This is a genomic window from Mumia sp. zg.B53, assembly GCF_019550935.1.
Lineage (GTDB): Bacteria > Actinomycetota > Actinomycetes > Propionibacteriales > Nocardioidaceae > Mumia.
Genome location: NZ_JAHWCK010000001.1, coordinates 2,148,452 through 2,173,139 on the forward strand (window position 1 = coordinate 2,148,452; position 24,688 = coordinate 2,173,139).

At 70.9% G+C, this 24,688-nt stretch carries 24 protein-coding genes; 21 read left to right on the forward strand and 3 right to left on the reverse strand.

Annotated features, from left to right (window positions below; translation table 11 throughout):
- Window positions 1–29 precede the first annotated feature (29 nt).
- From KV102_RS10505 to KV102_RS10540, 8 genes are all read left to right on the forward strand, one after another.
- Window positions 30–590 (forward strand): PadR family transcriptional regulator, encoded by a 561-nt coding sequence (locus tag KV102_RS10505; RefSeq protein ID WP_220346133.1) that lies wholly within the window; start codon window positions 30–32, stop codon window positions 588–590.
- Entirely contained in the window at window positions 587–1,339 is a 753-nt protein-coding gene (locus KV102_RS10510; protein ID WP_220346134.1) for an ABC transporter ATP-binding protein, read from the forward strand. Before KV102_RS10505 ends, KV102_RS10510 begins: the two co-directional genes overlap by 4 nt.
- Window positions 1,336–3,957: an FtsX-like permease family protein gene (locus tag KV102_RS10515; protein ID WP_220346135.1), complete on the forward strand. Its 2,622-nt coding sequence runs from the start codon at window positions 1,336–1,338 to the stop codon at window positions 3,955–3,957. The genes KV102_RS10510 and KV102_RS10515 overlap by 4 nt, the downstream gene beginning before the upstream one ends.
- 271 nt (window positions 3,958–4,228) lie before the next feature.
- On the forward strand, window positions 4,229–4,870 hold the full coding sequence (locus KV102_RS10520; RefSeq protein WP_301022849.1) for an HAD family hydrolase: 642 nt from the start codon (window positions 4,229–4,231) through the stop codon (window positions 4,868–4,870).
- A gap of 54 nt (window positions 4,871–4,924) precedes the next feature.
- Window positions 4,925–5,320 carry a cold shock domain-containing protein gene (locus KV102_RS10525; protein ID WP_220343535.1) on the forward strand — a complete coding sequence of 132 codons (396 nt, stop codon included), beginning with the start codon at window positions 4,925–4,927 and terminating at the stop codon, window positions 5,318–5,320.
- A gap of 52 nt (window positions 5,321–5,372) precedes the next feature.
- A complete protein-coding gene (locus KV102_RS10530; RefSeq protein ID WP_220346136.1) occupies window positions 5,373–6,185 on the forward strand; it encodes a DUF3027 domain-containing protein in 813 nt (270 codons plus the stop codon).
- Between the two features lie 174 nt (window positions 6,186–6,359).
- Window positions 6,360–6,893, forward strand: coding sequence for a MarR family winged helix-turn-helix transcriptional regulator (locus KV102_RS10535; protein WP_220346137.1), 534 nt, complete (start codon window positions 6,360–6,362; stop codon window positions 6,891–6,893).
- Window positions 6,890–8,461, forward strand: a complete 1,572-nt coding sequence (locus KV102_RS10540) for an MFS transporter (RefSeq protein WP_308290299.1) — start codon at window positions 6,890–6,892, stop codon at window positions 8,459–8,461. Before KV102_RS10535 ends, KV102_RS10540 begins: the two co-directional genes overlap by 4 nt.
- A 61-nt stretch (window positions 8,462–8,522) precedes the next feature.
- Here the strand turns inward: KV102_RS10540 and KV102_RS19590 are convergent, their stop codons facing one another.
- Window positions 8,523–9,110, reverse strand: a complete 588-nt coding sequence (locus KV102_RS19590; RefSeq protein ID WP_308289428.1) for a DUF2530 domain-containing protein — start codon at window positions 9,108–9,110, stop codon at window positions 8,523–8,525.
- A gap of 55 nt (window positions 9,111–9,165) precedes the next feature.
- On the opposite strand from KV102_RS19590, the gene KV102_RS10550 reads away from it, so the two are divergent.
- The 5 genes from KV102_RS10550 (at window position 9,166) to KV102_RS10570 (ending at window position 14,367) form a co-directional block, all read left to right on the forward strand.
- Window positions 9,166–10,617: an NCS2 family permease gene (locus tag KV102_RS10550; protein ID WP_220346138.1), complete on the forward strand. Its 1,452-nt coding sequence runs from the start codon at window positions 9,166–9,168 to the stop codon at window positions 10,615–10,617.
- A 105-nt stretch (window positions 10,618–10,722) separates the two neighbouring features.
- Window positions 10,723–11,136: a MarR family winged helix-turn-helix transcriptional regulator gene (locus tag KV102_RS10555; RefSeq protein ID WP_255559640.1), complete on the forward strand. Its 414-nt coding sequence runs from the start codon at window positions 10,723–10,725 to the stop codon at window positions 11,134–11,136.
- Window positions 11,133–12,548 (forward strand): MFS transporter, encoded by a 1,416-nt coding sequence (locus KV102_RS10560; RefSeq protein ID WP_220346140.1) that lies wholly within the window; start codon window positions 11,133–11,135, stop codon window positions 12,546–12,548. Before KV102_RS10555 ends, KV102_RS10560 begins: the two co-directional genes overlap by 4 nt.
- A gap of 2 nt (window positions 12,549–12,550) precedes the next feature.
- Window positions 12,551–13,363 (forward strand): maleylpyruvate isomerase family mycothiol-dependent enzyme, encoded by an 813-nt coding sequence (locus tag KV102_RS10565; protein ID WP_220346141.1) that lies wholly within the window; start codon window positions 12,551–12,553, stop codon window positions 13,361–13,363.
- A 104-nt stretch (window positions 13,364–13,467) separates the two neighbouring features.
- Entirely contained in the window at window positions 13,468–14,367 is a 900-nt protein-coding gene (locus KV102_RS10570) for an esterase-like activity of phytase family protein (protein WP_220343542.1), read from the forward strand.
- Here KV102_RS10570 and serC read toward each other — a convergent pair.
- Window positions 14,364–15,470 carry a phosphoserine transaminase gene (gene serC / locus KV102_RS10575; RefSeq protein WP_220346142.1) on the reverse strand — a complete coding sequence of 369 codons (1,107 nt, stop codon included), beginning with the start codon at window positions 15,468–15,470 and terminating at the stop codon, window positions 14,364–14,366. The genes KV102_RS10570 and serC overlap by 4 nt on opposite strands.
- 95 nt (window positions 15,471–15,565) lie before the next feature.
- Here serC and KV102_RS10580 point away from each other — a divergent pair, with 95 nt between their 5' ends.
- From KV102_RS10580 to KV102_RS10600, 5 genes are read left to right on the forward strand one after another with little or no spacing between them, the layout of a single operon-like run.
- Entirely contained in the window at window positions 15,566–16,522 is a 957-nt protein-coding gene (locus KV102_RS10580) for an ABC transporter ATP-binding protein (RefSeq protein ID WP_220346143.1), read from the forward strand.
- Complete coding sequence (locus KV102_RS10585) at window positions 16,519–17,298, forward strand: ABC transporter permease (protein WP_220346144.1); 780 nt, start codon at window positions 16,519–16,521, stop codon at window positions 17,296–17,298. Before KV102_RS10580 ends, KV102_RS10585 begins: the two co-directional genes overlap by 4 nt.
- A gap of 14 nt (window positions 17,299–17,312) precedes the next feature.
- Entirely contained in the window at window positions 17,313–18,455 is a 1,143-nt protein-coding gene (locus tag KV102_RS10590) for a sensor histidine kinase (RefSeq protein WP_220346145.1), read from the forward strand.
- Window positions 18,452–19,081 carry a response regulator transcription factor gene (locus KV102_RS10595; protein ID WP_220346146.1) on the forward strand — a complete coding sequence of 210 codons (630 nt, stop codon included), beginning with the start codon at window positions 18,452–18,454 and terminating at the stop codon, window positions 19,079–19,081. The genes KV102_RS10590 and KV102_RS10595 overlap by 4 nt, the downstream gene beginning before the upstream one ends.
- A gap of 53 nt (window positions 19,082–19,134) precedes the next feature.
- Window positions 19,135–20,007 (forward strand): alpha/beta fold hydrolase, encoded by an 873-nt coding sequence (locus tag KV102_RS10600; protein WP_220346147.1) that lies wholly within the window; start codon window positions 19,135–19,137, stop codon window positions 20,005–20,007.
- On the opposite strand, the gene KV102_RS10605 is transcribed toward KV102_RS10600, so the two are convergent.
- On the reverse strand, window positions 19,998–20,819 hold the full coding sequence (locus KV102_RS10605) for a TetR/AcrR family transcriptional regulator (protein WP_220346148.1): 822 nt from the start codon (window positions 20,817–20,819) through the stop codon (window positions 19,998–20,000). The genes KV102_RS10600 and KV102_RS10605 overlap by 10 nt on opposite strands.
- 57 nt (window positions 20,820–20,876) lie before the next feature.
- Here KV102_RS10605 and KV102_RS10610 point away from each other — a divergent pair, with 57 nt between their 5' ends.
- From KV102_RS10610 to KV102_RS10620, 3 genes are all read left to right on the forward strand, one after another.
- Window positions 20,877–21,887, forward strand: coding sequence for an ABC transporter ATP-binding protein (locus KV102_RS10610; RefSeq protein ID WP_255559639.1), 1,011 nt, complete (start codon window positions 20,877–20,879; stop codon window positions 21,885–21,887).
- Window positions 21,884–22,708: an ABC transporter permease gene (locus tag KV102_RS10615; RefSeq protein WP_220346149.1), complete on the forward strand. Its 825-nt coding sequence runs from the start codon at window positions 21,884–21,886 to the stop codon at window positions 22,706–22,708. The genes KV102_RS10610 and KV102_RS10615 overlap by 4 nt, the downstream gene beginning before the upstream one ends.
- 85 nt (window positions 22,709–22,793) lie before the next feature.
- The gene (locus KV102_RS10620; protein ID WP_220346150.1) at window positions 22,794–24,641 is read left to right on the forward strand and encodes a methylmalonyl-CoA mutase family protein; all 1,848 of its coding nucleotides are present in this window, start codon (window positions 22,794–22,796) and stop codon (window positions 24,639–24,641) included.
- The last annotated feature ends 47 nt before the right edge of the window (window positions 24,642–24,688 follow it).

The following is a 24,688-nucleotide window of genomic DNA, read 5'->3' on the forward strand; positions in this document are numbered from 1 at the left end:
TGGATGAATACTCGGTATAGGGGGCCAGGATGTCGATACGCCAAGCCATGCTCGCGCTGCTCTCGGAGCAGCCGATGTACGGCGCGCAGCTGCGGTCGGAGTTCGAGCGCCGCACCGCGGGCACGTGGCCGCTCAACGTCGGGCAGGTCTACACGACGTTGGGCCGGCTCCAGCGCGACGGCCTCGTCGAGGCTGACGGCGAGGGGGACGACGAAGGTCGGATCACGTACGGGCTCACCGATGCCGGGCGGACCTCCGTGGGGGAGTGGTTCGCCTCGTCGGTGTCGCCGGACTCCGCGCCGCGCGACGAGCTCACGATCAAGGTCGCGCTCGGCGTGACCCTCTCCGACGTCGACGTCGGAGAGGTCGTCCAGACCCAACGTGCCGACTCTCTGCGCCACCTCCAGGCCCTGACGCGCGACAAGCGCGACGCGGTCGCCACGGACGACCTCGCCCGGGAGCTCGTCGTCGAGCGCTCCATCTTCGCGATCGAGGCGCAGGTCCGCTGGCTCGACCACATGGAGTCCCGGATCCGCCGCGCCCGCCGCCGTACGACCACCCCGCCCGCCGTAGAGGAGACACGCCGATGACCGCCGCTGCCCACCACCCGGAGACCCTGCTCGAGCTGCGTGGCGTGCATCGCACCCACGGTGACGGCGCCGCGGCGGTCCACGCGCTGCGGGGTGTCGACCTGACGCTGCGTGCCGGGGAGCTCGTCGCCGTGATGGGCCCCTCCGGCTCCGGCAAGTCGACGCTGCTCAACCTCGCGGGCGGTCTGGACGCGCCGACCTGCGGTGACGTCGTCGTCGAGGGCGTGGCACTGGGGTCGTACTCGCGCACGGCCCTCGCGCAGGTCCGTCGGCGCCGCCTCGGGTACGTCTTCCAAGACCTCAACCTCATCCCCACGCTCACCGCCGCCGAGAACGTCGCGCTCCCGCTCGAGCTCGACGGGCTCCGCGCGCGTGACGCCCGCGAGGAGGCGCTGCGATCCCTGGAGGAGGTCGGGATGCAGGAGGTCGCCGACCGGTTCCCCGACGACATGTCCGGCGGCCAGCAGCAGCGCGTGGCGATCGCCCGGGCTCTGGTCGGTCCCCGCCGCGTCCTGCTGGCCGACGAGCCGACCGGCGCGCTGGACTCCGAGACCGGCGAGGAGGTGCTCGCGGTGCTTCGCCGCCGGATCGACGCCGGCGCCGGCGGGCTCCTCGTGACCCACGAGCCCCGGCACGCGGCATGGGCCGACCGTGTCGTGTTCCTGCGGGACGGCCTCGTCGTCGACTCCGGCGACAACGGTCACACCGAGGCCGCCTCGGCCGACCTCGGCGAGGTGGCGTCCGCATGAGCGCCGCACGCGCCCGGTGGAGGCTGGCGCTGCGCATGGCGCGTCGCGACGTCCGGCGTTCGAAGGGCCGCAGTGCCTTGATCGCCGCGATGGTCGGTGTACCGGTGATGATCGTCGTCGTCCTCACGACCGTGATCGCGACCGACGACATCACCGCCGAGGAGAACCTCCCGGCGACCCTCGGGCAGGCAGCGGCGCGCGTGTCAGTGGTCGGCGGGGGAGCGGTGACTCAAGACCCGGAGGGCATCGCCGGCGGCACGGGGGCGGGTGAGAGCCCGTGGGGGACGGAGCGTCCTCCCGCAAGCGCCTTGCAGGAGGCGCTCCCGGAGGCGACCCTCGTCCCGGTCCGGGCAGGACGCACGACCATCTCGCGATCTCGGGGCGCGGTCGACGTCCTCGAGGTGGACGTGGCAGAGCCCGCGACCGAGGGCCTCGTCATGCTCTCCGACGGCCGCCTTCCCCGGACCGGCGACGAGGTCGTGGTCAGCCCGGGCCTTGCTGGCGACGACGGGGTGCAGATCGGCGACACCGTCGGGCTCGGGGGTCGAGAGCGCGAGGTCGTGGGCATCGGGACGTACGACTCCGTCGCGACATCGCCGGGTCGCCACTCCCTCGTCACCGTGCCAGGTTCCGGCCTCCTCGACGACGCGGACGTGTTCACCGACCACCTGGTGGTCCGCGACGCGCCCGTCACGTGGGATGACGTCAAGCGGCTGAACCGCCTCGGCTTCATGGTCGTGTCGCGGTCGGTCGTCGAGAACCCTCCGCCGAAGTCCGCGCAGTACCCCGAGCTCGTCGAGTGGGATCGTCACGACGCCGAGCGCGAGGTCCTCGCGATCGTCGTCACCGCGATCGTGCTCCAGGTCGTCCTGCTGGCGGGCCCCGCCTTCGCCGTGGGCGTACGTCGCCAGCGCCGCGACCTCGCGCTCGTCGCAGCCGCCGGCGGAGGGCCGGCGGACGTCCGGCGCGCGGTGCTCGCGCAGGCGCTGCTGCTCGGCCTCGGGGCCGGAGCGCTCGGGGCCGTGCTCGGTCTTGCCCTTTCGCCGGCGATCGTGGCGCTGATCCCGCGCGCGGTCGACGACACGGTGCTCGGTCCGTACGACGTCATGTGGCCTGCCGTCCTGGCCGCTGTGGTCCTCGGCGCCGTCGCGGCGTTCCTGGCCGCGCTCGTCCCGGCACGTCAGGTCGCGAACCAGGAGGTGAGTGCGGCCCTCACGGGTCGTCCGAGCAGGCCGGGTCGGCGCAACGGCTGGCCGCTCGTCGGTCTGGCGCTCGTGGCCGTCGGGCTGGCCCTCTGCTTCACCCGAGGTGTCCGGCCCGGGGGCGAGATCGCTGTCGCCTCCGGAACGATCGCCGTCGTCCTGGGCACGGTCTTCCTGACGCCGCTCGTGCTCGCCGGGGTGGGGCGGCTCGGTCGGGCCCTTCCGCTGCCGTTGCGCCTCGCCGTACGGGACACGACGCGCCAGCGTGCCCGCAGCACGCCCGCGGTCGCCGCCGTGATGGCCACGGTCGCCGGTCTGACCGCCCTGGCCATCGCCGGCGCGAGCGACTTCGAGCAGGAGCGCCGGTCGTACACGTTCGCCTATCCGCTCGGGACGACCATGCTCAGCGAAGAAAGCGGGCCGGTCGATACGGCGGCGCAGGCGGCCGGCGAGGCTGCCGGCGTCACCTTCACCCCGATCGGGACGGCCGGGCAACGAGGGAGCGACGCGGCCGGCGAGGGATGGATCGACGTCGCGGTGGAGACCGAGGACTGGGGTCGGTGGGACACCCGTGAGGTCGCCGTCGCGACACCCGAGGAGCTTGCCGGGTGGGGGATCGAGCTGACACCCGAACAGGGCGAGACCCTTCGCACCGGGGGCGCGCTGGTCGCCGGACCCTCCCTGCTCGATGGTGACGGGCGGGTCACGCTGGGGACGTACGAGGAAACGTCCGACGGGGCCTCGGAGGACCTGCGCACGGTCGCGCTCGACGGTTCGGCCGCCGACCTCGGCATGGGGGCGGTACCGCAAGGGCGTGAACCCGTCGTCGCGCTCGCCGTGATCGCCCCGCAGACCGCGCAGGCCCAGGCCATCCCGTACGAGCGGAGCAGGGCGCTCGCCGACTCGACCCTCACGGCCCAGCAGTTGCGCGACGTTCGTGCGTCGTTGCGCGAGATGCCCGGGCTCCAGAGCACGTGGACCGAGCGAGGGTTCCAGGAGACGTTCACCCTGCAGTTGCTCCTGCTGATCGGCGCCGGAGGCATCGCGGTGCTCATCGGCACCCTGAGCGCGACCGGGCTGGCACTGGTCGACGCGCGTCCCGACCTGACGACGCTCGCCTCCGTCGGCGCGGGTCCGAGGACGCGCCGCGCGGTCGCCGCCGCGCAGGCCGTCGTGCTCGGTGTGCTCGGGGCGGCGCTGGGTGTCGTGGTCGGGTTCGCGCCAGGGCTGGCTGCGGCGCGGCCCCTGACCACCGATCGCTGGGGAGCCCTCGAGGGGAGCCCGGGAGGACCCGTCATCGACATCCCGTGGGCGGTCCTCGTCACGCTCGTCCTGGTCGTCCCGATGATTGCGGGGGCGGTGGCCGCAGTCGCCACCCGGGGTCGCGTCCCGCTCACCCGCAGGCTCGCTCAATGAGGTCGGCACTCACGTCGCTGTCACTTGGTGTTACAGAACCGTTATCGCGGAACGGACAGCATCTGAGTACCTGCCGCGTTTACAGTGTTCATAAGGTACGGCACAAGGTGTAGGGGGCACTGATGTCGCACATCGATCTTGCAGAACGACAGAGAAGGGCCGCACGGCTGCGCATCGCGCAGCTGGTCGCACTCCGGCGGGCAGCCGCCGACGGGGCAGAGCGGGTCACCAGGGAGGTCAAGTCCTCGTCCTGACCGCGTAGCCTGCGGGAGTGCCCACCACAGATCTCGGGACCTCTCCGCTCGTCGGCTTCGACCTCGACATGACGCTGATCGACTCGCGTCCGGGGATCAAGGCGGTCTATGACGAGCTCGCCGCCCGCACCGGGGTGGCGATCGACTCCGATCTCGTCGTGTCGCGGCTCGGTCCGCCCGTGGAGGTTGAGCTCGGCCACTGGTTCGCGGCGTCCGACGTTCCCGAGATGGCCGATCTCTATCGCGCGCTCTACCCGGACCTGGCGATCGAGCGGGTGAGGCCGCTCCCGGGTGCAGCCGTGGCGTTCGAGGCGGTGCGTGCTCGTGGGGGACGGCTCGCCGTCATCACGGCGAAGAACACCGCCGACGCAGCCCGACACCTCGATCACCTCGGGCTCCGTGCCGACGAGGTCCGAGGCAGGGCGTGGCGTTCGGGGAAGGCCGACGCGCTGCGCGAGCTGGGAGCCGTGGCCTACGTCGGCGACCACGTGCACGACATGGAGGCGGCGCAGCTCGCCGGCGTCCCCGGTCTCGCCGTGTCGACAGGCCCGTGCACCCCTGCTGAGCTGGCGGCTGCAGGGGCGTCTCGTGTCGTCGGCTCGCTCGAGGAGCTGCCCGCGGTCCTGGACGCCGTGTGGCCGCCGCGCGCCGTGGCCTAGGCTGGGAATCTGTCCCTGTGGTGCCGCCGCCCGCGACGAAGGTGAGGTCAAGCCGTGCCTGTTGGCAAGGTCAAGTGGTACGACTCCGACAAGGGGTTCGGGTTCGTGAGCCGCGAGGACGGTGATGACGTCTTCCTACGCGCCGACGCGCTGCCGGCCGGTGTGACCACCCTGAAGCCGGGCACCCGGGTCGAGTTCGGGATCGCTGCCGGGCGCCGAGGGGACCAGGCGTTGCAGGTCCGGGTGCTGGACCCGACGCCGTCGGTCGCCAAGCAGCAGGCGAAGGCTCGCCGCAAGCCTCCGGAGGACATGGTCGTCATCGTCGAGGACACCATCCGCCTGCTCGACCAGCTCGAAGGCACGTTCCGCGCCGGCCGGTTCCCTGAGGGGCGGACGTCCAAGCAGACGGCCGCGCTCCTGCGGGCGCTGGCCGACGAGCTGTCCTCCTGAGGGAGCTGCCCCCGGCCTGGTGAAGACTTGCCTCGTACGGAAGAATGAGGCTATGCCTCCCATCAGTCGTGCCGCGGGCTCCCGCGCGTCCTCAGGGCGCGCGCCCAAGCTGGACGCCGTCGCTGCCGCCGCGGTCGACGTCGCCCGCGACGCCCTCGTCGACGAGGTGGGGGAGCGACAGGTGGGCGAGCACCTCGGCGTGCGTGCCGAGGGTGATCGGGTCGTGACCCACCTGTTCGAGTCGGCTCAGGCCGGATACCGCGGCTGGCACTGGTCGGTGACCGTCGCCCGGGCACCGCGCCAGAAGAAGGTCACGGTCGACGAGATCGTGCTGCTGCCGGGCGACGACGCGATCCTCGCGCCCGACTGGACCCCCTACAAGGACCGTGTGCGGTCCGGCGACATGACCCCCGGTGACGTCCTGCCTCCGGAGGAGGACGACTCCCGTCTGGCGCCGGCATGGTTCGTGGGGGACGACGCGGTCGATGCCGAGATCGATCCGACGTCGGTCCGGCCGATCGCCGCCGAGGTCGGCCTCGGCCGTACGGAAGTGCTGTCGATCCAGGGCCGCGACGATGCCGCCCAGCGCTGGTATGACAGTGACCACGGACCCGACACACCGATGTCTCGTCAGGCGCCGGGGCGATGCCGCACCTGCGGCTTCATGGTGTGGCTCTCGCCGCCGCTCGGCACCATGTTCGGGGTCTGCGCCAACGCGATGGCGAACGACGACGGCGGCGTGGTCTCCTTCGACCACGGTTGCGGAGCGCACTCGGCGGCTCGGGTGAAGCAGGCGACCGTGCCGGTCGCCCCCACCGTGCACGACACCCTCACGGACGACATGTCCGACGTCGAGTCGGTCTGACCCCCCACCTGACACGTCGAGCGGGATCAGACTCTGTCCCGCTGACCTACGTCCTCGCTGTCTGAGGTGACCTTTCGGGCGATGTGGCAACGTTTGAGCTCACTTAGTTGCGTGACGAAAGCATCCGAATTAAGGTTGCCTTTCACAACCAACTAACGTTGAGGTGGAACGCGGATGCTCACGGTCGAGACGGCGGAGCGGATGGTCGGCGTGCTCGGCACGCTCAACCGGGCGCTGCGCTCGTCCAGCCATCGGTGGGAGCTTGCTGTCGGCATGCGGGGCAGCGACCTGACCCTGCTCCGACGGCTCCAACGGCACGGTGAGCAGCGCGTGAGTGATCTCGCCGACGCCCAGTGCGTGACAGCCTCGGTCATCAGCCGGCAGATCACGACCCTCGAGCAGGACGGGCTCGTCGAGCGACGTGCCGATCCCACCGACGCCCGCGTGGGCCTGATCCGTCTGTCCGATCTCGGTCGTGCCCGGCTCGAGCAGGTCACGCGCCGCTCCGTCGGCGTCGTCCAGTCGGCGCTGGCCGACTGGGACGACACCGAGACCGAGCGCGTGGCAGACCTCATCAGCCAGCTCGCTGAGCGTCTGGTCCACGAGCGTGAACGGGTCCTCGACCGCCACCTCACCACAGACACCGATGCAGCGACCGCCGTCGCCGCATTCCCCGACCGTACGACCGACAGGAACCCCACCTCGTGACCACCGCTCCACCCCAGAGCCACGACGAGCTCGACCACCGCGCGATCATGGAGGTGATGGTCGGCATCCTCGCCGCGCTCTTCACCGCCATGCTGAGCACGACGATCGTCGCCAACGCACTGCCCACGATCATCGGAGACCTCGACGGGACCCAGGCGCAGTACACCTGGGTCGTGACGTCGTCGTTGCTCGCGATGACGGTGTCGACACCGATCTGGGCGAAGCTCTCGGACCTGCTCAACAAGAAGCTGCTGATCCAGATCTCCCTCGTCACCTTCGTGGTGGGATCGGTGCTGGCCGGGTTCGCCCACGACGTGCCGACGCTCCTCGCCGCGCGAGCCCTCCAAGGGCTGGCGATGGGTGGCCTGACAGCACTCGCGCAGGCGATCATCGGCTCGATCATCCCGCCGCGGGAGCGCGGTCGCTACAGCGGCTACATGGGCGCCGTGATGACGCTCGCGACCATCAGCGGTCCGCTCGTCGGCGGCGTGATCGTCGACTCCCCGCTCGGCTGGCGCTGGACCTTCTTCGTCTGCGTGCCCTTCGCGGTGCTCAGCCTTTTCGTGCTGCAGCGCTACCTGCGTCTCCCGACGCTCGTGAAGGACGTCAAGGTCGACTACGCCGGCGCGGTGCTCATCGCCGTCGCGGCCAGCCTTCCGCTGCTGTGGGTCACCTTCGCGGGCAGCTCGTACGCCTGGGTCTCCTGGACCAGCGCGCTCTTCATCGGCGGCACGATCGTCGCCGCCGTCGCGTTCGTGGTGGTCGAGTCGATCGTCCCCGAGCCGCTGGTCCCGCTGAAGGTCTTCCGCGACCGGACCACGGCTCTCGCGATCGTCGCGAGCATCGCCGTGGGCATCGCGATGTTCGGCAGCTCGGTGTTCCTGGGCCAGTACCTGCAGGTCGCCCGCGGCTACACGCCGACGGAGGCCGGCCTGATCACCATCCCGATGATGATCGGCTCGTTGATCGGCACGGTGGGCTCAGGCAACCTGATCGTCCGCTACGGGCGGTGGAAGGGCTTCCTCGTGGGAGGCGCCACCCTGCTGATCGCCGGGCTCGGACTGCTCGGCACCATCGATCACGCAACGGCGCTCTGGCAGCTGTGGACCTTCATGGTGCTGATGGGTCTCGGCATGGGCATGCTCATGCAGAACCTGGTGCTCGCCGTCCAGAACACTGTCGACATCACCGAGGTGGGCATGACGTCTGGCGCCGTCGCGTTCTTCCGCTCGCTCGGCGGCACCGTCGGCGTCTCCGCCCTCGGTGCGATCCTCGCCTCCAGCGTCACGGACAAGATCAGCGTCGGCCTGGCGAGGCTGGGCATCCCCGCCTCTCAGTCCGGCGGCAGCGGCACGCTCGACCTCGACGGCATGCCCGGGCCCGTCGCCGACGTGGTCAGGATGTCGTACGGGGACGCGACGGGCGAGGTCTTCCTGGTAGCCGCGGGTGTCGCGCTGGTCGCGCTCCTGGCGGTCATCTTCATCAAGGAGGTCCCCTTGCGGACCACCGTGCGCAAGCACGACGTCGAGGCCGAGGACGTCGTCTCGGAGACCGTCGGCACACGCTGACACCCGCGTGAGCGCGAGGAGGGCCGCCCCCACCGGGGGCGGCCCTCCTCGTCGTACGGGGTCAGCGGCTCGGCTCGGCCTCGTCGGCCAGGTCGTCGGCCTCGAGCGCGAGCTTGCGTCGGCGACAGTACTCGACGCCGAGCAGCCCCAGCCCGAACCCGGCGAGACAGGTCCACAGCCACCACACGTCACCGTTGCGCTGCAGCGTGCCGAGGAAGGGAAGGAGCGCCAGCCCTGCGGCGAGCCACAGGATGGATCCGACCGTCATCGTGCGGATGCCGTCGACGTCGAGCGGCTTGGGGTCGGGGACCACGCGGTGGACCGTGCTGCCGATCTCCAGCTCGGTGACCTCTGGGCGGTCCAGCCCGTGGGCCCGACGACGAGGCGGTGATGGGTCTGCCTTCGGCTCGTGGCGTGGCCCGGGCTGCGGCTCGGGACGTGCCTGTGGCGGCGGCTCGGCGCGCACCGGCTCAGGTGCCGGTGCCGCCGTGACCGGGGCCACAGCCTGTCCGGCGCGGCGAGTGCTTGCGGGTCGGTCCTTCGGCACGGCACGATCAGCCTTGCGGCTCCCGGCGCGACGGGTCTCGGCTCGGCCGCGACCACGCTTGGGGGCCGCGTCCGAGTTGAGCTTCCGCCTGCCTTCCGCCACGCCCATACAGTACCCCGCGGCGGATTCCGTCCTCATTCGTCCTGTCAGGAGCGTCATGTCCACCCAGACCGAGACCGGGTCTCTCGACCGGTTCTTCAAGATCTCAGAACGAGGTTCGAGCGTCACCCGCGAGATCCGCGGCGGTGTCGTCACGTTCTTCACGATGGCCTACATCATCGTGCTGAACCCGATCATCATCGCCGGTGTGCAGGACGTGGACGGTAACTACCTGGGCGGCGGGTCGCAGGCGGAGGCCTTCGCGCTCGTAGCGGCCGGTACGGCGCTGGTCGCGGGCGTCATGAGCATCCTGATGGGCGCCGTCGCCAACTTCCCGCTCGCCATGGCGGCCGGACTCGGCCTCAACGCGTTCGTCGCGTACTCGATCGCCAACCGGATGACGTGGGCCGACGCCATGGGGCTCGTGGTGCTCGAGGGCCTCATCATCCTCGTGCTGGTCCTCACCGGCTTCCGCAAGGCGGTCTTCGACGCCGTCCCGCTGCCGATCAAGACCGCGATCTCGGTGGGCATCGGCCTGTTCATCGCCCTGGTCGGGCTCGTCAACGCCGGAGTCGTACGGACGACGGGCAACGCCTCCCCGCCGATCGGCCTCGGCATCGGGGGCACGCTCTCCGGATGGCCGGTCCTCGTCTTCTGCGTCGGGTTGCTGATCATGCTGGCCCTGTACGCCCGCGGTGTGCACGGCGCGATCCTGCTGGGCATCCTGGCGACCACCGTCATCGCTGTCGTCGTCGAGGCGATCACCGACTCCGGCGCCTCGGGGGGCGACCCGCAGTCGAAGGGCTGGAACCTCAACGTCCCGACCGTCCCCGACGCCTTCGTGGATCTGCCCGACTTCTCCCTGCTGGGCCAGTTCTCCCTCCTGGGGTCGTTCGAGCAGGTCGGGTTCGTGACGACCGTCCTGCTCGTCTTCACGCTCCTGCTCGCCGACTTCTTCGACACGATGGGCACGATGACCGCCATCGGCGCCGAGGCCGGACTCAACGACGAGGACGGCACACCGGAAGGTGCTCAGCGGATCCTCATCGTCGACTCGCTCGGCGCTGTCGCTGGCGGCGCGGCCAGCGTGTCGAGCAACACCGCATACGTCGAGTCGGCCTCCGGTGTGGGAGACGGTGCGCGCACCGGGCTGGCAGGCATCGTCACCGGCCTGCTGTTCCTGCTGGCGACGGTCCTCTCGCCGGTCGTCGTGCACATCCCCAACGAGGCCGCCGTCCCGGCGCTCGTGCTCGTCGGCTTCCTGATGATGCAGCAGGTCGTCGACATCCCGTGGGACGACATCGAGCTCGCGATCCCCGCGTTCCTCACCATCGCACTCATGCCGTTCACCTACTCGATCAGCGCGGGCATCGGTGCCGGCTTCGTGACGTACGTGCTCATCAAGGCGGTGCGCGGCAAGGCTCGTGACGTCCACGTGCTGATGTGGATCGTGGCGGCGTTGTTCGTGCTCTACTTCGCGATCGACCCGATCACGGGTTGGATCAGCTGATCTCGACCATCCCGGGCGGTGGGCCGTGGCGCGCCCGCCGCCCGGGGTGACGCACGACATCCTTAACGGCTTTAATTAACAATGGCAACGACCTATCCTGGTCGTATGCCCACTGATGCCCAGAAGCTCGCGACGTCGGTGGCTCGTCTCAACCGTCGGCTCCGGCAGGAGCGCCACTCCGACCTGACGCCCAACCAGATGAGCGTGCTCGGGGTGCTGCGCAACCACGGGCCGTTGACACCAGGAGCCATCGCCGCGCTCGAGCGCGTCCAGCCGCCCTCGGTCACCCGTACGCTCAACTGCCTGTTCGACAAGGGCCTGGTCGCCCGAGCCGCCAACCCGTCCGACCGCCGCCAGGTCGTCGTCACGATCAGCGACGAGGGCGCCGCCGTCGTGGACACCGAGCGTGCCCGCCGCGACTCCTGGCTCGCGTCCCGTCTCGCCGCCCTGCCCACCCAGGAGCGCGCGCTGCTCCGTGACGCCACCGCGCTTCTCGAGAAGCTGGTGGTGAGTGAGTGAGCCCCACCTTCCGCTCGCTGTCCGTCCGTAACTACCGGGTCTACGCCACCGGAGGGCTCGTCTCCAACATCGGGACGTGGATGCAGCGCGTCGCCCAGGACTGGCTCGTGCTCGCGCTCACCGGGAGCGGTACGGCCCTCGGCATCACGACCGGTCTTCAGCTGCTCCCCGCACTCCTCTTCTCCCCGGTCGCGGGAGTCGTCGCCGACCGCTTCCCCAAGCGTCGCGTCCTCATGGTCACGCAGATCGCGATGGCCGTGCCCGCAGCCGTCCTGGGTGTGCTCGCCATCACCGGCGTCGCCCAGGCGTGGCACGTCTACGTCCTCGCGTTCCTCTTCGGCGTCGGGACGGCTTTCGACGCACCCGCGCGTCAGTCGTTCGTCGTGGAGATGGTCGGCAGGGACGACCTCGCCAACGCCGTCGGTCTCAACAGCGCCTCGTTCAACTCGGGGCGGATGATCGGCCCGGCGGTGGCCGGCGTGATGATCGCCGCGCTCGGCTCGGGCGTCGTGGCCACCGGATGGGTCATCCTCCTGAACGCCGTGAGCTATGCCGCGGTCTTCCTCTCCCTGGCGGCCCTGCGCGTCCACGACCTGCGGCCAGCCACACCCTCCCCGCGCGGGAGGGGAGCGGTCCGCGCAGGAGTCGGCTACGTACGCTCCCGCCCTGACCTCGTCCTCATCCTGACGACGGTCTTCTTCGTCGGCACGTTCGGGATGAACTTCCAGATGACGTCGGCGCTGATGGCGACCGAGGTGTTCGACAAGGGCGCCACCGAGTACGGGATCCTCGGGTCGATCATGGCGATCGGCTCCCTCGCCGGGGCGCTCGTCGCTGCCCGCCGGGAGCTGCCGACCCGGCGCCTGGTCGTCGGTGCGGCCCTCTCCTTCGTGGTGGTCGAGATCGCGGCCGGCCTGATGCCGACCTATCTCGCCTTCGCCGTCATCCTCCCGCTGCTCGGGTTGAGCGCCCTGACGATGGTGACGGCCGCCAACGCCTACATCCAGCTCACCGTGACGCCCCAGATGCGCGGGCGGGTGGCGGCTCTCTACCTGATGGTGTTCATGGGCGGAACCCCGTTCGGAGCACCCGTGATCGGATGGATCGGTGACACCTTCGGGGCCCGTTGGACGCTGATCCTCGGCGGCGTCGTGGCCGCGGTCGGGATCCTGTCCGCCACGGCGTTCTACCTCCTGCGGGCGGGCATGCACCTGCAGGTCGACCTTCGACAGCGTCCGCGGATCAGGGTGGTCCCGCGCGACCCCCGCGCTGCGGCCGCCGCGGACCGGAGAGCCGACGCTGCTGGGGCTCTGGACCAGACCGACCGGCTCGACGCGGGGGAGTCCGCCCCCGAGCCGTCCGAGTCGTCCCGGCCGGTCGAGCAGCGTTCCCGCGCGCGGTCCGACGCATGACCATGGCGCACGAAACCCTGGTGCCGCTCGGTGCGCGTGGCACCCTGGAGGGCATGGTGTCGACAGACGTCGAGAACCGGCTCCCGTGGGATCTCTATCTCACGGTGATCCGTACCGAGGTGGACCGCATGCTCGAGGCCGCTGCCGACCTCGACGCGGCGGTCCCCAACTGTCCCGGCTGGACGGTGCGTGACCTGCTCGAGCACGTGGCCCTCGTCTTCCGGCACAAGGTCGAGTCGATCCGCAGTGCGAGCGAGCCCCCGTGGCCTGTCGACGACAGAGACACCTCCGACGTCCGCCGCCTGCTGGCCGAGGAGTCGGCGACCCTGCTCGCCGAGCTCCAGCAGCGAGGGCCTCGTCAGGTCCGCTACACCTGGAACCCTTCCGACCAGTCCAACGGCTTCTGGTTCCGCCGGATGGCGCTCGAGGGCACGGTGCACCGGGTCGACGCCGAGCAGGCGGCCGGGACGCAGGTCACGCCCATCGAGGACGAGGTGGCGCTCGACGGCATCGACGAGTTCCTCACCATCATCGTCGGAGGCCCGTGGTGGGACGGTGGGGACGAGACCCCCTACCCGGTCGACGCCGTCGTACGGATCCGTTCCGGCGGGAGGGCATGGACGCTCGACCTGTCGGCGAGGCAGGTCGTCGTGGTCCAGGGGGACGAGGGGGAGGCCGACCTCACGATCGAGGGGAGCCCGCACGACCTCTACCTCTGGCTGTGGGGTCGAGGCACCGCGTCCGCGCTCGCCCTCGACGGCCGCAAGGAGCTGCTCGACGAGCTGGCAGGCCGTTTTGCGGAGTCGGGCGACTAGTTCTCCACCGGTGCAGGCGGCGCGCCTGTACGCCGGACGGGACGAGGGGCTAATCTCGTCCGTCGGGGGCAGCGCCGACAACGAGCAGGAGTGACCCGGAGTCCATGAATCCGCGACACCGCAGGGCCCTCATCCCCGGCCTTCTCGTGATCCTGCTCGTCATCGTGGTCGTCACGGCGCTCGCACGAGAGGCACGCGCCGCGGAGGGCGATCCCGTGGTCGACCGGCTCAGCACGGTCACCGATGCACGCATCCCGGAGTCGAGCGCGTTGGTCTTCAGCAAGCGCGACCCCGCCCTCGCCTACACGATTAACGACTCGGGCCACGAGCCGACGGTCTTCGCAATCGAGGTCTCGACCGGCGAGGTGGTCGGCGCCACCCGCCTGGTCGGACACCGGCTCGTGGACCCGGAGGCGCTCACCATCGACCGTGACGGCACGTTGTGGGTGGCCGACATCGGCGACAACGACGCTGTCCGCTCGACCGTGTCGCTCTACGCGCTGGACGAGCCGGTCATCGGCACCAAGCAGACCAAGCCGACCCGCTACCGCGTCCGCTACGCCGACGGCAACACCGACGCCGAGGCGCTGCTCTCCGACCCCACCGGCGACGGCATGTACATCGTGTCCAAGGGCCTCCTCGGGGGCCAGGTCTACCGCCTTCCCAGCACCCTGCGCACGACCGGTGTCAACGAGGCCGAGCCGGTCGCCGAGGCCGAGATCCCAGCGATGGTCACCGACGGCGACTACCTTCCCGACGGTGCCCGGGTCATCCTGAGGACCTACACGGGCGTGCACGTCCTCGACGCCCGGACGTGGAAGCAGACGTGGTCGGCAGCCATCCCGGAGACCCGTCAGAGCGAGTCGCTGGCCGCAGCGCCCGACGGCACGTCCGTCATCGTCGGCAGCGAAGGCCTGCCGTCGCCGATCACGCGGATCACCCTCCCCGAGGACCAGCGCGCGGCGATGCTCGCGCCGGCGAGCGGGGTCTTCGACCTCGACTAGTCGTCGAGGTTCTCGACCACGTAGTCGATGCTCTGGGTGAGCAGCGAGATGTCGTCGGGCTCGATCGCAGGAAACGTCGCGATCCGGAGCTGGTTGCGCCCGAGGCCGCGATAGCCCTCGACGTCGACGATGTCGTTGTCGCGCAGCGCCGCGCAGACCGCAGCGGCGTCCACGCCCTCGAGGTCGATCGTGACGACCGTCGCGGACTGCTTGCCGGGATCGGAGACGAACGGCGTCGCGTACGACGACTGCTCGGCCCACCCGTACAGCCGCGACGAGGAGTCCTCGCAACGAGCCACCGACCAGGGAAGCCCTCCGTTGGCGAGGATCCAGCTCAGCTGGTGGTCGGTCCAGAACAGCGATGCGAGCGGCGGGGTGTTGTAGGTCTGGTCCTTGCGCGAGCTCTCCACCGCCTTGGAGAGGTCGAGGAAGGCGGGGATCCAACGGCCGGAGCCAGCGATCTCCTCGACCCTCGCAAGGGCTGCGGGTGACATCAGTGCGAACCACAGCCCGGCGTCGGAGGCGAGCGCCTTCTGCGGGGCGAAGAAGTAGACGTCGCTCTGGGTGACGTCGAGCGGCAGCGCTCCGGCCGCCGAGGTCCCGTCGATCACCACCAGCGCGTCGCTGTCGGCGCCCTCGACACGCCGTACGGGCGCGGTGACACCGGTCGACGTCTCGTTGTGCGCCCACGCATAGACGTCCACGCCGCTCTCGGCGGACGGGACGGGGTGCGAGCCGGGCTCGCTCTCGATCACCGTCGGGGAGCCGAGGAAAGGCGCGCGGGTCGTCGCGGTCGCGAACTTCGCACCGAACTCGCCGAACGACAGGTGCTGGCTGCGCTCACGCACGAGGCCGAACGTGGCGGCGTCGAAGAACGCCGTCGAGCCGCCGATGCCGAGCACGACCTCGTAGTCGTCGGGCAGCGAGAAAAGCGCCCGCATCTGGGCGCGGACAGACCCGACCAGCTCGCGGACCGGCGCCTGCCGGTGCGACGTCCCGATCACCGGGGAGGAGGCGAGTGCCTGCATGGCCTCGTGAGGAACCTTGGAGGGACCGGAGCCGAATCGGCCGTCGGAGGGGCGGAACTTCTTCGGGATCTGCACGTGCTCATTCTCCCGGGTGCACGTGACAGATGTCAGGGCAAGGTCGTGACGTTCGGCGTACGGGTACGTGGCCGTCCCGGACGACGATCGACGACATGACCAAGACCCAAGATCCCGACAGCACCCCTGCGGTGCTCCTGGACGACGTCGTCAAGACGTTCCGCGCCCCTGGCGGGGACGTCACCGCCGTGGACCACCTCTCGCTCGTCGTACGCCCAGGCGAGGTGGTGGCGTTCCTCGGCCCCAACGGAGCCGGCAAGACGACCACCGTCGACATGATGCTCGGCCTGTCCGACCCGGACGCGGGCACCGTGCGCGTGCACGGGGCGACCCCGAGGGCCGCTGTCGCGCGAGGCGCCGTGTCCGCGGTGATGCAGACCGGTGGTCTGCTGAAGGACTTCACCGTCGGTGAGACCGTCGAGCTTGTCGCGAGCCTTCACCCGGGCTCCCGACCGGTCGGCGAGGTCGTCGAGCGCGCCGGGATAGCCGACGTCACCGGTCGCCTGGTCGGGCGGTGCTCGGGAGGGCAGCAGCAGCGGCTCCGCTTCGCGCTGGCGCTCCTGCCCGACCCCGACCTGCTCGTTCTCGACGAGCCGACGGCCGGGATGGACGTCGAAGGGCGCCGGGACTTCTGGGACGCGATCCGCGCCGACGCGGTCCGGGGGCGGACGACCATCTTCGCGACCCACTACCTCGAGGAGGCCGACGCGTACGCCGATCGGATCGTGCTGGTGCGGCGCGGGCGGATCGTCGCCGACGGCACTCCGTCCGAGATCAAGGCACTCGCCTCGGGCCGTCTGGTCCGGGCGACGCTGCCCGCTGTCGACCCCGCGGTGCTGGCGCAGATCCCCGGCGTCGAGTCCATCGACGTCCGCGGCGACGCCGTGTCGGTCCGCGCGGCGGACAGCGACGCGGTCGCCCGCTATCTGCTCACCAGCACAGCGGCACGGGACGTGGAGATCACCTCCCACAACCTCGAGGACGCGTTCCTCGCCCTCACCTCCGACCAGGGTCAGACCTCGACCCCGGCGACCGAAGGAGCCTTCGCATGACCGCCACCTCGCTCGAACGACGTGTCCCTCCCCTGGGTGGGTTCTCTGTCACCTTCCTCCGTCTCGAGCTGCGGAGGCTGCTGCGCAACAAGCGGACCGTGATCTTCACCCTCGTCCTGCCGGCCGTGTTCTTCCTCCTCTTCGGCACCAGCAGCAGCTACCGGGAGGGGACGGCGGGGGCGGGCAACGTGACCGCGTACGTGATGGTGAGCCTCGCGCTGTACGGCGCGATGGTCGCGACGACCAGCACCGGAGCGGTGGTCGCGACCGAGCGTGCCCTCGGTTGGAGCCGACAGCTGCGGGTGACGCCGCTCAACCCGCTGGCGTACGTCGCGGTCAAGGTCTGCGTGGCCATGGTCCTCGGCGGTGTGTCTGTCGTGGTGGTCAACGTCGTCGGGCGGCTGGCGGGGGCGACGCTGCCGTGGGACCGCACGCTCGCCTGCGCGGCGCTGGCCTGGTTGTGCTCGCTGGTGTTCGCCGCGTTCGGGCTGTTCGTGGGCTACCTCCTGCCGACCGAGAACGTGATGCAGATCGTGGGCCCCGTGCTGGCGCTGCTCGCGTTCGCCGGTGGCCTGTTCGTCCCCGCCGACCAGCTCGGCGACCTGTTCGCCACCGTTGCGAGAGTCACTCCGGTCTACGGGGCGGCAGAGATCGTCCGGGCACCGCTCGGTGACAGCGGCTCTCTCTGGCCTGCGGCGCTCAACGTGGTGGCCTGGACGTCGGTGTTCGTCGGCGGCGCGGTGTGGCGATTCCGGAAGGACACGGCCCGGGTGTGAATACGCTGGGCGGTGTGACGCGACCACAGGCCTCGCAAGGTGACCCGGTCCCGGGGCCGCCGAGGTGGCGGCACGCCGCCGCCGGGGTGTGGCTGGTCTACCTCTGGTCCCCGGTCGCCGCCCTCCTGAGGGCCGACGGCTGGGAGCGCCTCCTCGGCCTGGCGGCCGTGGCGGTGTTCGTCGCCGCCTACCTCGGCGTCGTCGGACGCAACCGACGGTTCGTCGACCTCGAGACGCGTGGACCCCGCTGGGAGGTCTGGCCCTGGCTCGCGACGCTTCTCCTGTGCACGGTGTTGATGGTGCCCGGCGCGGGTGACCGGGCCTTGACCGCGCTCGTGTTCGTGGCGGCCGCGGCGATGAGCACCCTGTCGCCGCGCTGGGCGTGGGGATGGGTCGCCGTCCTGCTCGCGATCGTCGAGGTCTCGGCGCGTGTCGTGCCGGGCTGGTCCGACCGAGGCAACGGCTTTGCGCTGATCCTCGCGTCGGTGGCGGTCTTCTTCCTCCGTGCGGCGGTCGGTCGGCAGCGGGCCCTCCTGGCCACCGAGCGTGAGCTCAGCGATGCGCGGCTGGAAGAAGAGCGCTCACGGATCGCGCGCGATCTTCACGACATCCTCGGCCATTCGCTCACCGTCATCGCCGTGAAGGCAGAGCTCGCGGAACGGATGCTCGACCTGGATCCGGAACGCGCACGCGCCGAGCTGGCCGACGTCCGCAGCCTCACGCGTGACGCTCTCTCCGACGTGCGTTCGACGGTCCGAGATGTCCGGGGTGCCTCGCTTCCTGCCGAGATCGCTGCCGCACGGTCGGCGTTGGTGTCGGCAGGGATCGAAGCCGATCTGCCCACGGTGGCCGACGACGTGCCGACGGCCTGGCGCGGGCTGTTCGCCTGGACCGTCCGAGAAGGCGTCACCAACGTGATCCGCCACAGCGCTGCGACGCGGTGCGTCGTACGCCTCGGAGCCGAGGGTGTCTCGGTCGCCGACGACGGACGCGGGCTGATCGAGGGCCGCACGGACGGGATGGGTCTGCACGGCCTGCGGCAGCGGGCGAAAGACGCCGGCGCCACTCTCGTCGTCGGGCCTGGACTCCACGGTGCCGGGACCTCGGTCGCGATCGTGGTCCCTGCTGCGGCGCCGGAGCAGGAGGCGGTCTCGTGACCGAGCCCATCAGGGTCCTGCTCGCCGACGACCAGGCACTCGTCCGCGGGGCGCTCGCCGCACTGCTCGACCTCGAGCCGGACCTCACGGTCGTGGCCGAGGTCGCCGACGGTACGCAGGTTGTGGCGGAGGCGATGCAGCACCAGGTCGACGTCGCGCTGCTCGACGTGGAGATGCCGGGTATGGACGGAGTCGCGGCGGCCGCGGCGCTGCGCCAGGCCGTGCCAGGGTGCCGCGTCCTCATGGTGACCACGTTCGGGCGCCCGGGATATCTGCGCCGGGCCCTCGCCGCCGGCGCGTCGGGGTTCGTCGTGAAGGACACGCCCGCTCGGCAGCTCGCGGACGCGGTGCGCCGCGTGCACGGCGGTCTGCGGGTCGTCGACCCGGCGCTCGCGGCCGACTCGTTGGCGTCCGGGGAGTCGCCGCTCACCGAGCGGGAGGCGGACGTTCTCCGGGAGGCACGTGACGGTGGCACCGTGGCTGACATCGCTCGCGTGCTCGCCCTCTCCGAGGGGACCGTCCGCAATCATCTGTCGAGCGCGATCGGCAAGACGTCGGCGCGGACACGTGCCGAGGCGGTGCGGATCGCGGTGGAGAACGGATGGCTGCTCGGCGAGCAGGGATGAGTTCGGTGGTGGCGCACGGTCAACCCCCTCAAAGCACCGATCGAGGAGCCGCTATGACCGAGCCTCACACCCACCGACTGACCGTGCCCGGCGCCGAGATCGCCTACGACGTCCGTCCGCAGCCCTCCGCCTCCGTTCCGCCGCTGCTCGTCATCGGGTCCCCGATGGCCGCGTCGGGGTTCGGTACGCTCGCGCGCCACTTCTCCGACCGGACGGTCGTCACCTACGACCCCCGTGGCGCCGAGCGCAGCGTCCGGACCGACGGAGCGAGCGAGTCGACCCCCACGGAGCACGCCGACGACCTCATCCGACTCATCGAGGCGACGGGCGGGGGACCGGTCGACGTGTTCGCCACTAGCGGCGGGGCGGTCAACGCCCTCGCGCTCGTGGCCGAGCATCCCGACCTCATCCGGACCCTGGTGGCGCACGAGCCGCCCTTGGCCCAGCTGCTGCCGGATCGGGACCAGGCGCTCGCGGCAACCACCGGCATCCGACGGACCTACCTGGAGGACGGTCTCGGACCCGCGATGGTGCGCTTCATCATGCTCGTCTCGCACCAGGGGCCGGTCCCTGACGGGTTCGTCGAGATGCCCGCGCCGGAGCCGTCCGCGTTCGGGCTGCCGGTGGAGGACGATGGATCGCGCGACGACGTCCTGCTCGCCCAGAACCTCGTGTCCTGCACGCACTTCGCTCCCGACGTCGATGCGCTGCGCGAGGTCCTGTCGCGCATCGTCCTGGTCGCCGGGGCGGAGTCGGCCGAGCAGCTGGCGTCGCGCGCGACGTACGCCCTGGCCGACCTGCTCGGCACGTCGGTCACCGTGTTCCCGGGTGACCACGCGGGCTTCCTCGGTGGTGAGTACGGGATGACCGGCCAGCCCGACGACTTCGCCAAGGCGCTGCGGGAGGTGCTCGACGGTCAGGCCTGACCTGCCTCCCGCTGCTCGTCGAGAGCTGCGGTGTAGCGCGCCATGCACTCCTCGAACGACGGGATCGGGCTGCCGCCCTCGGCCTGTGCACGGTCGATGAGCAGCTCGAGCGTGTCGAGCAGGCCCTTGATGTGGGGGTCGAACGGGGTGGCGGCGTTCTCGAAGGCCCCCACGCTCCAGAGCCTCGTCATCGCCGGGAACCGGGACGGGTCGAAGGTCTCCTCCCAGAAGTCGCTCGTGGACGCCCAGTAGGCGGCGTAGTCGGTGCCTTGGCTGCGCCGGTCGGCGTCCTCGGCCGCAGCAGCGCGGGCCGAACCGACGACCGTGTCGTGCACGATGCCGATCGTGTCGATCACCTGGCTGGCTGTGAGCCCGGTGTCGATGAGGATCTGGTAGCCCGCCTCGTCGAACGCGAAGACGTGTGGTGCCAGGGGGAGACGCCACCGGTTGACGTCGAGCAGCCACGGGTGCCGGCGCAGCAGCTGCCAGTAGCCGCGCGCATAGCGCTCGAGCGCCGGACGCCACGGCAGGCCCGGCTCGGGCAGGTCGACGTCGGCGTAGGCCCGGTCGACCATCGCGTCGAGGAGCTCGTCGCGACCGGGCACGTGCGAGTACAGCGTCATCGCCCCGACACCGAGGGACCGGGCGACCGACCGCATCGAGACCGCGTCCAGGCCCTGGGCGTCCGCGATCGCGACAGCGGCGTCCACGACCTGGGGGCGGCTCACCCTCGCCGGTCGGCCCCGGGTCGACGCGACCGGCGACTCCCACAGGGCGGCGTAGCGGTGCCGTGGGGGATCTGCGTCGGTCATCGGAGTCTCCTGGAAAAGGCCTTGCCGGACTTTATCGTACAGCGTACCGTTGCTCGCATGACAGATTCAGTACGCCGTACGACAAGTATGGTCTCTGCACGAGGTCTCACGAAGACCTTCACACGGAAGAAGGAGGTCGTCGAGGCCGTCAAGGACGTCGACCTCGACGTCGCGGACGGCGAGCTGGTCGCCTTCCTCGGTCCCAACGGCGCAGGCAAGTCGACCACCCTGCGGATGCTCACGTCGCTGCTCCGACCGACAGCCGGCACTGCGACCGTCGCCGGCTATGACGTGGTGCGTGACCCCGCCGAGGTACGAGCCCGCATCGGCTACATCGGTCAGGGCAACGCCGGCGGCTACTCGTACCGGGTGGGTGACGAGCTCCAGAACCAGGGGCGCTTCTATTCGGTGCCGGCCGACGTGGCCCGGCGGCGGGCCGGCGAGCTGCTCGAGGCGCTCGAGCTCTCGGGGATGGAGAAGCGCACGGTGCTGTCGCTCTCAGGGGGCCAGCGCCGACGGCTCGACGTCGCCATGGGGCTGATGAACCATCCGGGCCTGCTGTTCCTCGACGAGCCCACCACCGGGCTCGACCCGCACGCGCGGGCCAACCTGTGGGAGCACATCATGCGCCTGCGGGTCGAGAACACCATGACGATGCTCCTGACCACCCACTACCTCGACGAGGCCGACTCGATGGCCGAGCGCATCGTCCTCATCGACCACGGCACGGTGATCGCCGACGCGACCCCGACCTCGCTCAAGCGCGACTTCGCCGACGACGTCGTGACGCTCGGGCTCGTCCCAGGCGCCGACACCACTGCCGTCGTCGTGGAGAAGGCCCGCTCCGTGCTCCCCGACGAGATCAGCCGCGTCGAGGACCACCACGAGGACGACGGGTCCGTCCGGCTCGTCCTGTCGACCAACCACGGGCCGGATCTCGTGCCGACCGTCCTGCGCTCGCTCGAGGCGGTGGGCGTGACCGTGGGGTCGGCGGACGTCAAGCAGGCGTCGCTCGACGACGTCTTCCTCAACCTGACAGGCCGGAGCCTGCGCGAGGAGGCAGCATGACCACCACGATCCAGACCCACGTCCAGGTCGCGAGCCCGTTGCCGGAGCGGTCGCGCTCGGCGAAGTGGCTCCACGACACCGCCGCGGTCTTCGTCCGAGAGATCCTCGTGACGCTGCGCGATCCGTTCACGCTGATCTTCTCGCTGCTGCAGCCGCTGGTCTTCCTCGGCCTCTTCGGTCCGCTGCTCGACGGGATGCTGGGGGACGCGGCGATCGACGGCGAGTCGGCGCTGCAGTGGTTCCTGCCCGGAGTGCTCGTGATGATCGCGATCTTCGGGACCGGCATGGTCGGCGGCAACCTGCTCTACGAGCTGATGACCGGAGCGTACGAGCGGATCCTCGCGACACCGCTCGACCGCTCGTCGATCCTGGTCGGGCGCGCCCTCAAGGAGTTCGCGCCGCTGGTCGTGCAGGCGCTGCTGATCACCGTGGTGGCGATCCCGTTCGGGCTGGCGTTCTATCCGGCGCACGTGTTGCTCGGGCTGCTCATCCTGGGCATCTTCGGAATCGGGCTGGGCTCCCTGTCGTACGCGCTGGGGCTGGCCTCGAAGAATCGGGAGTGGGTGTTCTGGGGCGTTCAGCAGTCGCTGATCTTTCCGCTGCTGCTCCTGGCGGGCATGATGCTGCCGCTGGAGGCGGGGCCGGAGTGGATGCGGGTCGTCTCGAAGTTCAACCCGTTGACCTACATCGTCGACGCCGAGCGCGCGCTCTTCGCCGGCACGATGTGGGACTCGACCGTCGCGTGGGGCCTGCTCGCCGCGCTCGCGACGTGCGCGGTCGGCCTGTGGGTCGGCATCTGGAAGGTCAAGCGGACGATCTGACCCGCCCGCCCCGCGAGGGTGCGGTGCGTCACACCAACGCCCGGCGGGTGGCTGTAACACCGGCGTCATCCGTACGATGCGCAGCATGAGCGAGTTGTCGTTGAGCGGCGGCGCGGTCTCCTCCCGCGAAGCGTGGGAGAAGGCCGCGGCGGCTGTGCTCCGCAAGGCCCGACGGCTGTCGGACGACCAGCCCGACGCCGCGGTGTGGGAGGCACTGACGACCCGCACGCTCGACGGCATCGCCGTCACCCCGCTGGGTACGCCGGAGCTCGCCGCCGGCCTCCCGGATCCCGGACTGCCGGGTCAGGCGCCGTACGTCCGCGGGACCCGTGCGCGACGTGACGACGGCTCGTGGGACATCCGGGTGCTGCACGAGGACCCGGACGCGACGCACACCGCCGAGGCGGTGCTCGACGACCTCGAGAACGGCGCCACCTCCGTGTGGCTGCGACTCGGCCCCGAGGCGATCGACCCCGCTGCCCTCGGCACGGTGCTCGACCGGGTGTTCGTCGATCTCGCGCCCGTCGTCGTCGAGGCACGGGCCGACGGCCTGGGCGCCGCCGACGCGTTCTGCCGCTACCTCGACGAGCGTGGGGTCACACCGGCCCCCGGCACCAACCTCGGGCTCGACCCGATCGGTGCTTCGCTGCGCGGATACACCGGTGAGATGGTGCTCGAGACCGTGGTCGTCGAGGGCGCCCGCAAGGCGGCCGAGCGTGGCATCGCCGCGTTCGTGGTCGACGCGACCGCGGCGCACGACGGTGGAGCGTCCGAGGCGCAGGAGGTCGGCTACGCGCTCGCGGTCGGTGCGGCGTACCTGCGCCTCCTCACCGCTGCCGGGTTCTCGGTCGAGGACGCACTCGCGATGATCGAGTTCCGGTTCGCCGCGACGGACGAGCAGTTCACGACCATCGCCAAGCTTCGCGCCGCACGCGGCACCTGGAACCGCCTCGCCGAGCTCTGCGGTGCTGCGGACGTGGCACGCGGCCAGGTCCAGCACGTGGTCACCTCCCGGGTGATGCTCAGCAAGTACGACCCCTGGGTCAACATGCTGCGGACCACGGTCGCCGCGTTCGCTGCGGGCGTCGGTGGCGCCTCGTCGGTGACCGTGCTGCCGTTCGACGCCCCGCTGGGGCTCCCCGACGCGTTCAGCCGTCGGATCGCGCGCAACACGTCGTCGCTGCTGACCGCCGAGGCGCACGTCGGCGCCGTCACCGACCCCGCCGGCGGCGCGTACGCCGTGGAGCGCCTCACCGACGACCTCGCCCGCGCGGCCTGGGACGAGCTCGGCCGCATCGAGGAGGCAGGCGGCGCCGTCGACGCGATCGAGGACGGGTCGCTCGTCGGGCGCCACCGCGCCGTCGCCCGCGAGCGGGAGAGCCAGATCGCCCGGCGCAAGCGCCCGCTCACCGGTCTGTCGGAGTTCCCGAACCTGCGTGAGGTGCTGCCTGAGCGCACTCCGTACCCCGAGGGCGCCGAGCCCGTCCAGCGTTACGGTGCGGCCTTCGAGGCGCTGCGGGACAACCCCGTCCCCACGCCTGTCTTCCTCGCCACCATGGGGCCGATCTCGGCGCACACCGCGCGGGTCACCTTCATCGCCAGCCTGCTGGCGGCGGGTGGCATCGAGACGGTGACCGCCGGCCCGACGGCCCGCGTCGACGCCGTCCTCGCGGCGTACGACGGAGCTCCGGTGGTCTGCCTCGCCGGACCCGACAGTGCCTACGCCGAGTGGGGCGCCGACCTCGTGACCGCACTGCGCGCGGCCGGGGCGCAGTGGGTGATCCTCGCCGGGAAGCCCGTCGACGGTGTCGCCGTCGACGCCACGGCAGCGACCGGCGTCGACGCCCTGGCCTTCTTGCACGAGACGCGCGGACACCTCGGCGCGGCGCGAGCCGCGGGCGGACCCGCGGCCGAGAACGGAGCAGACGCATGAGCATCCCCGAGTCCTTCGCCGGGTTGCCGCTCGACCCGGACCAGCCG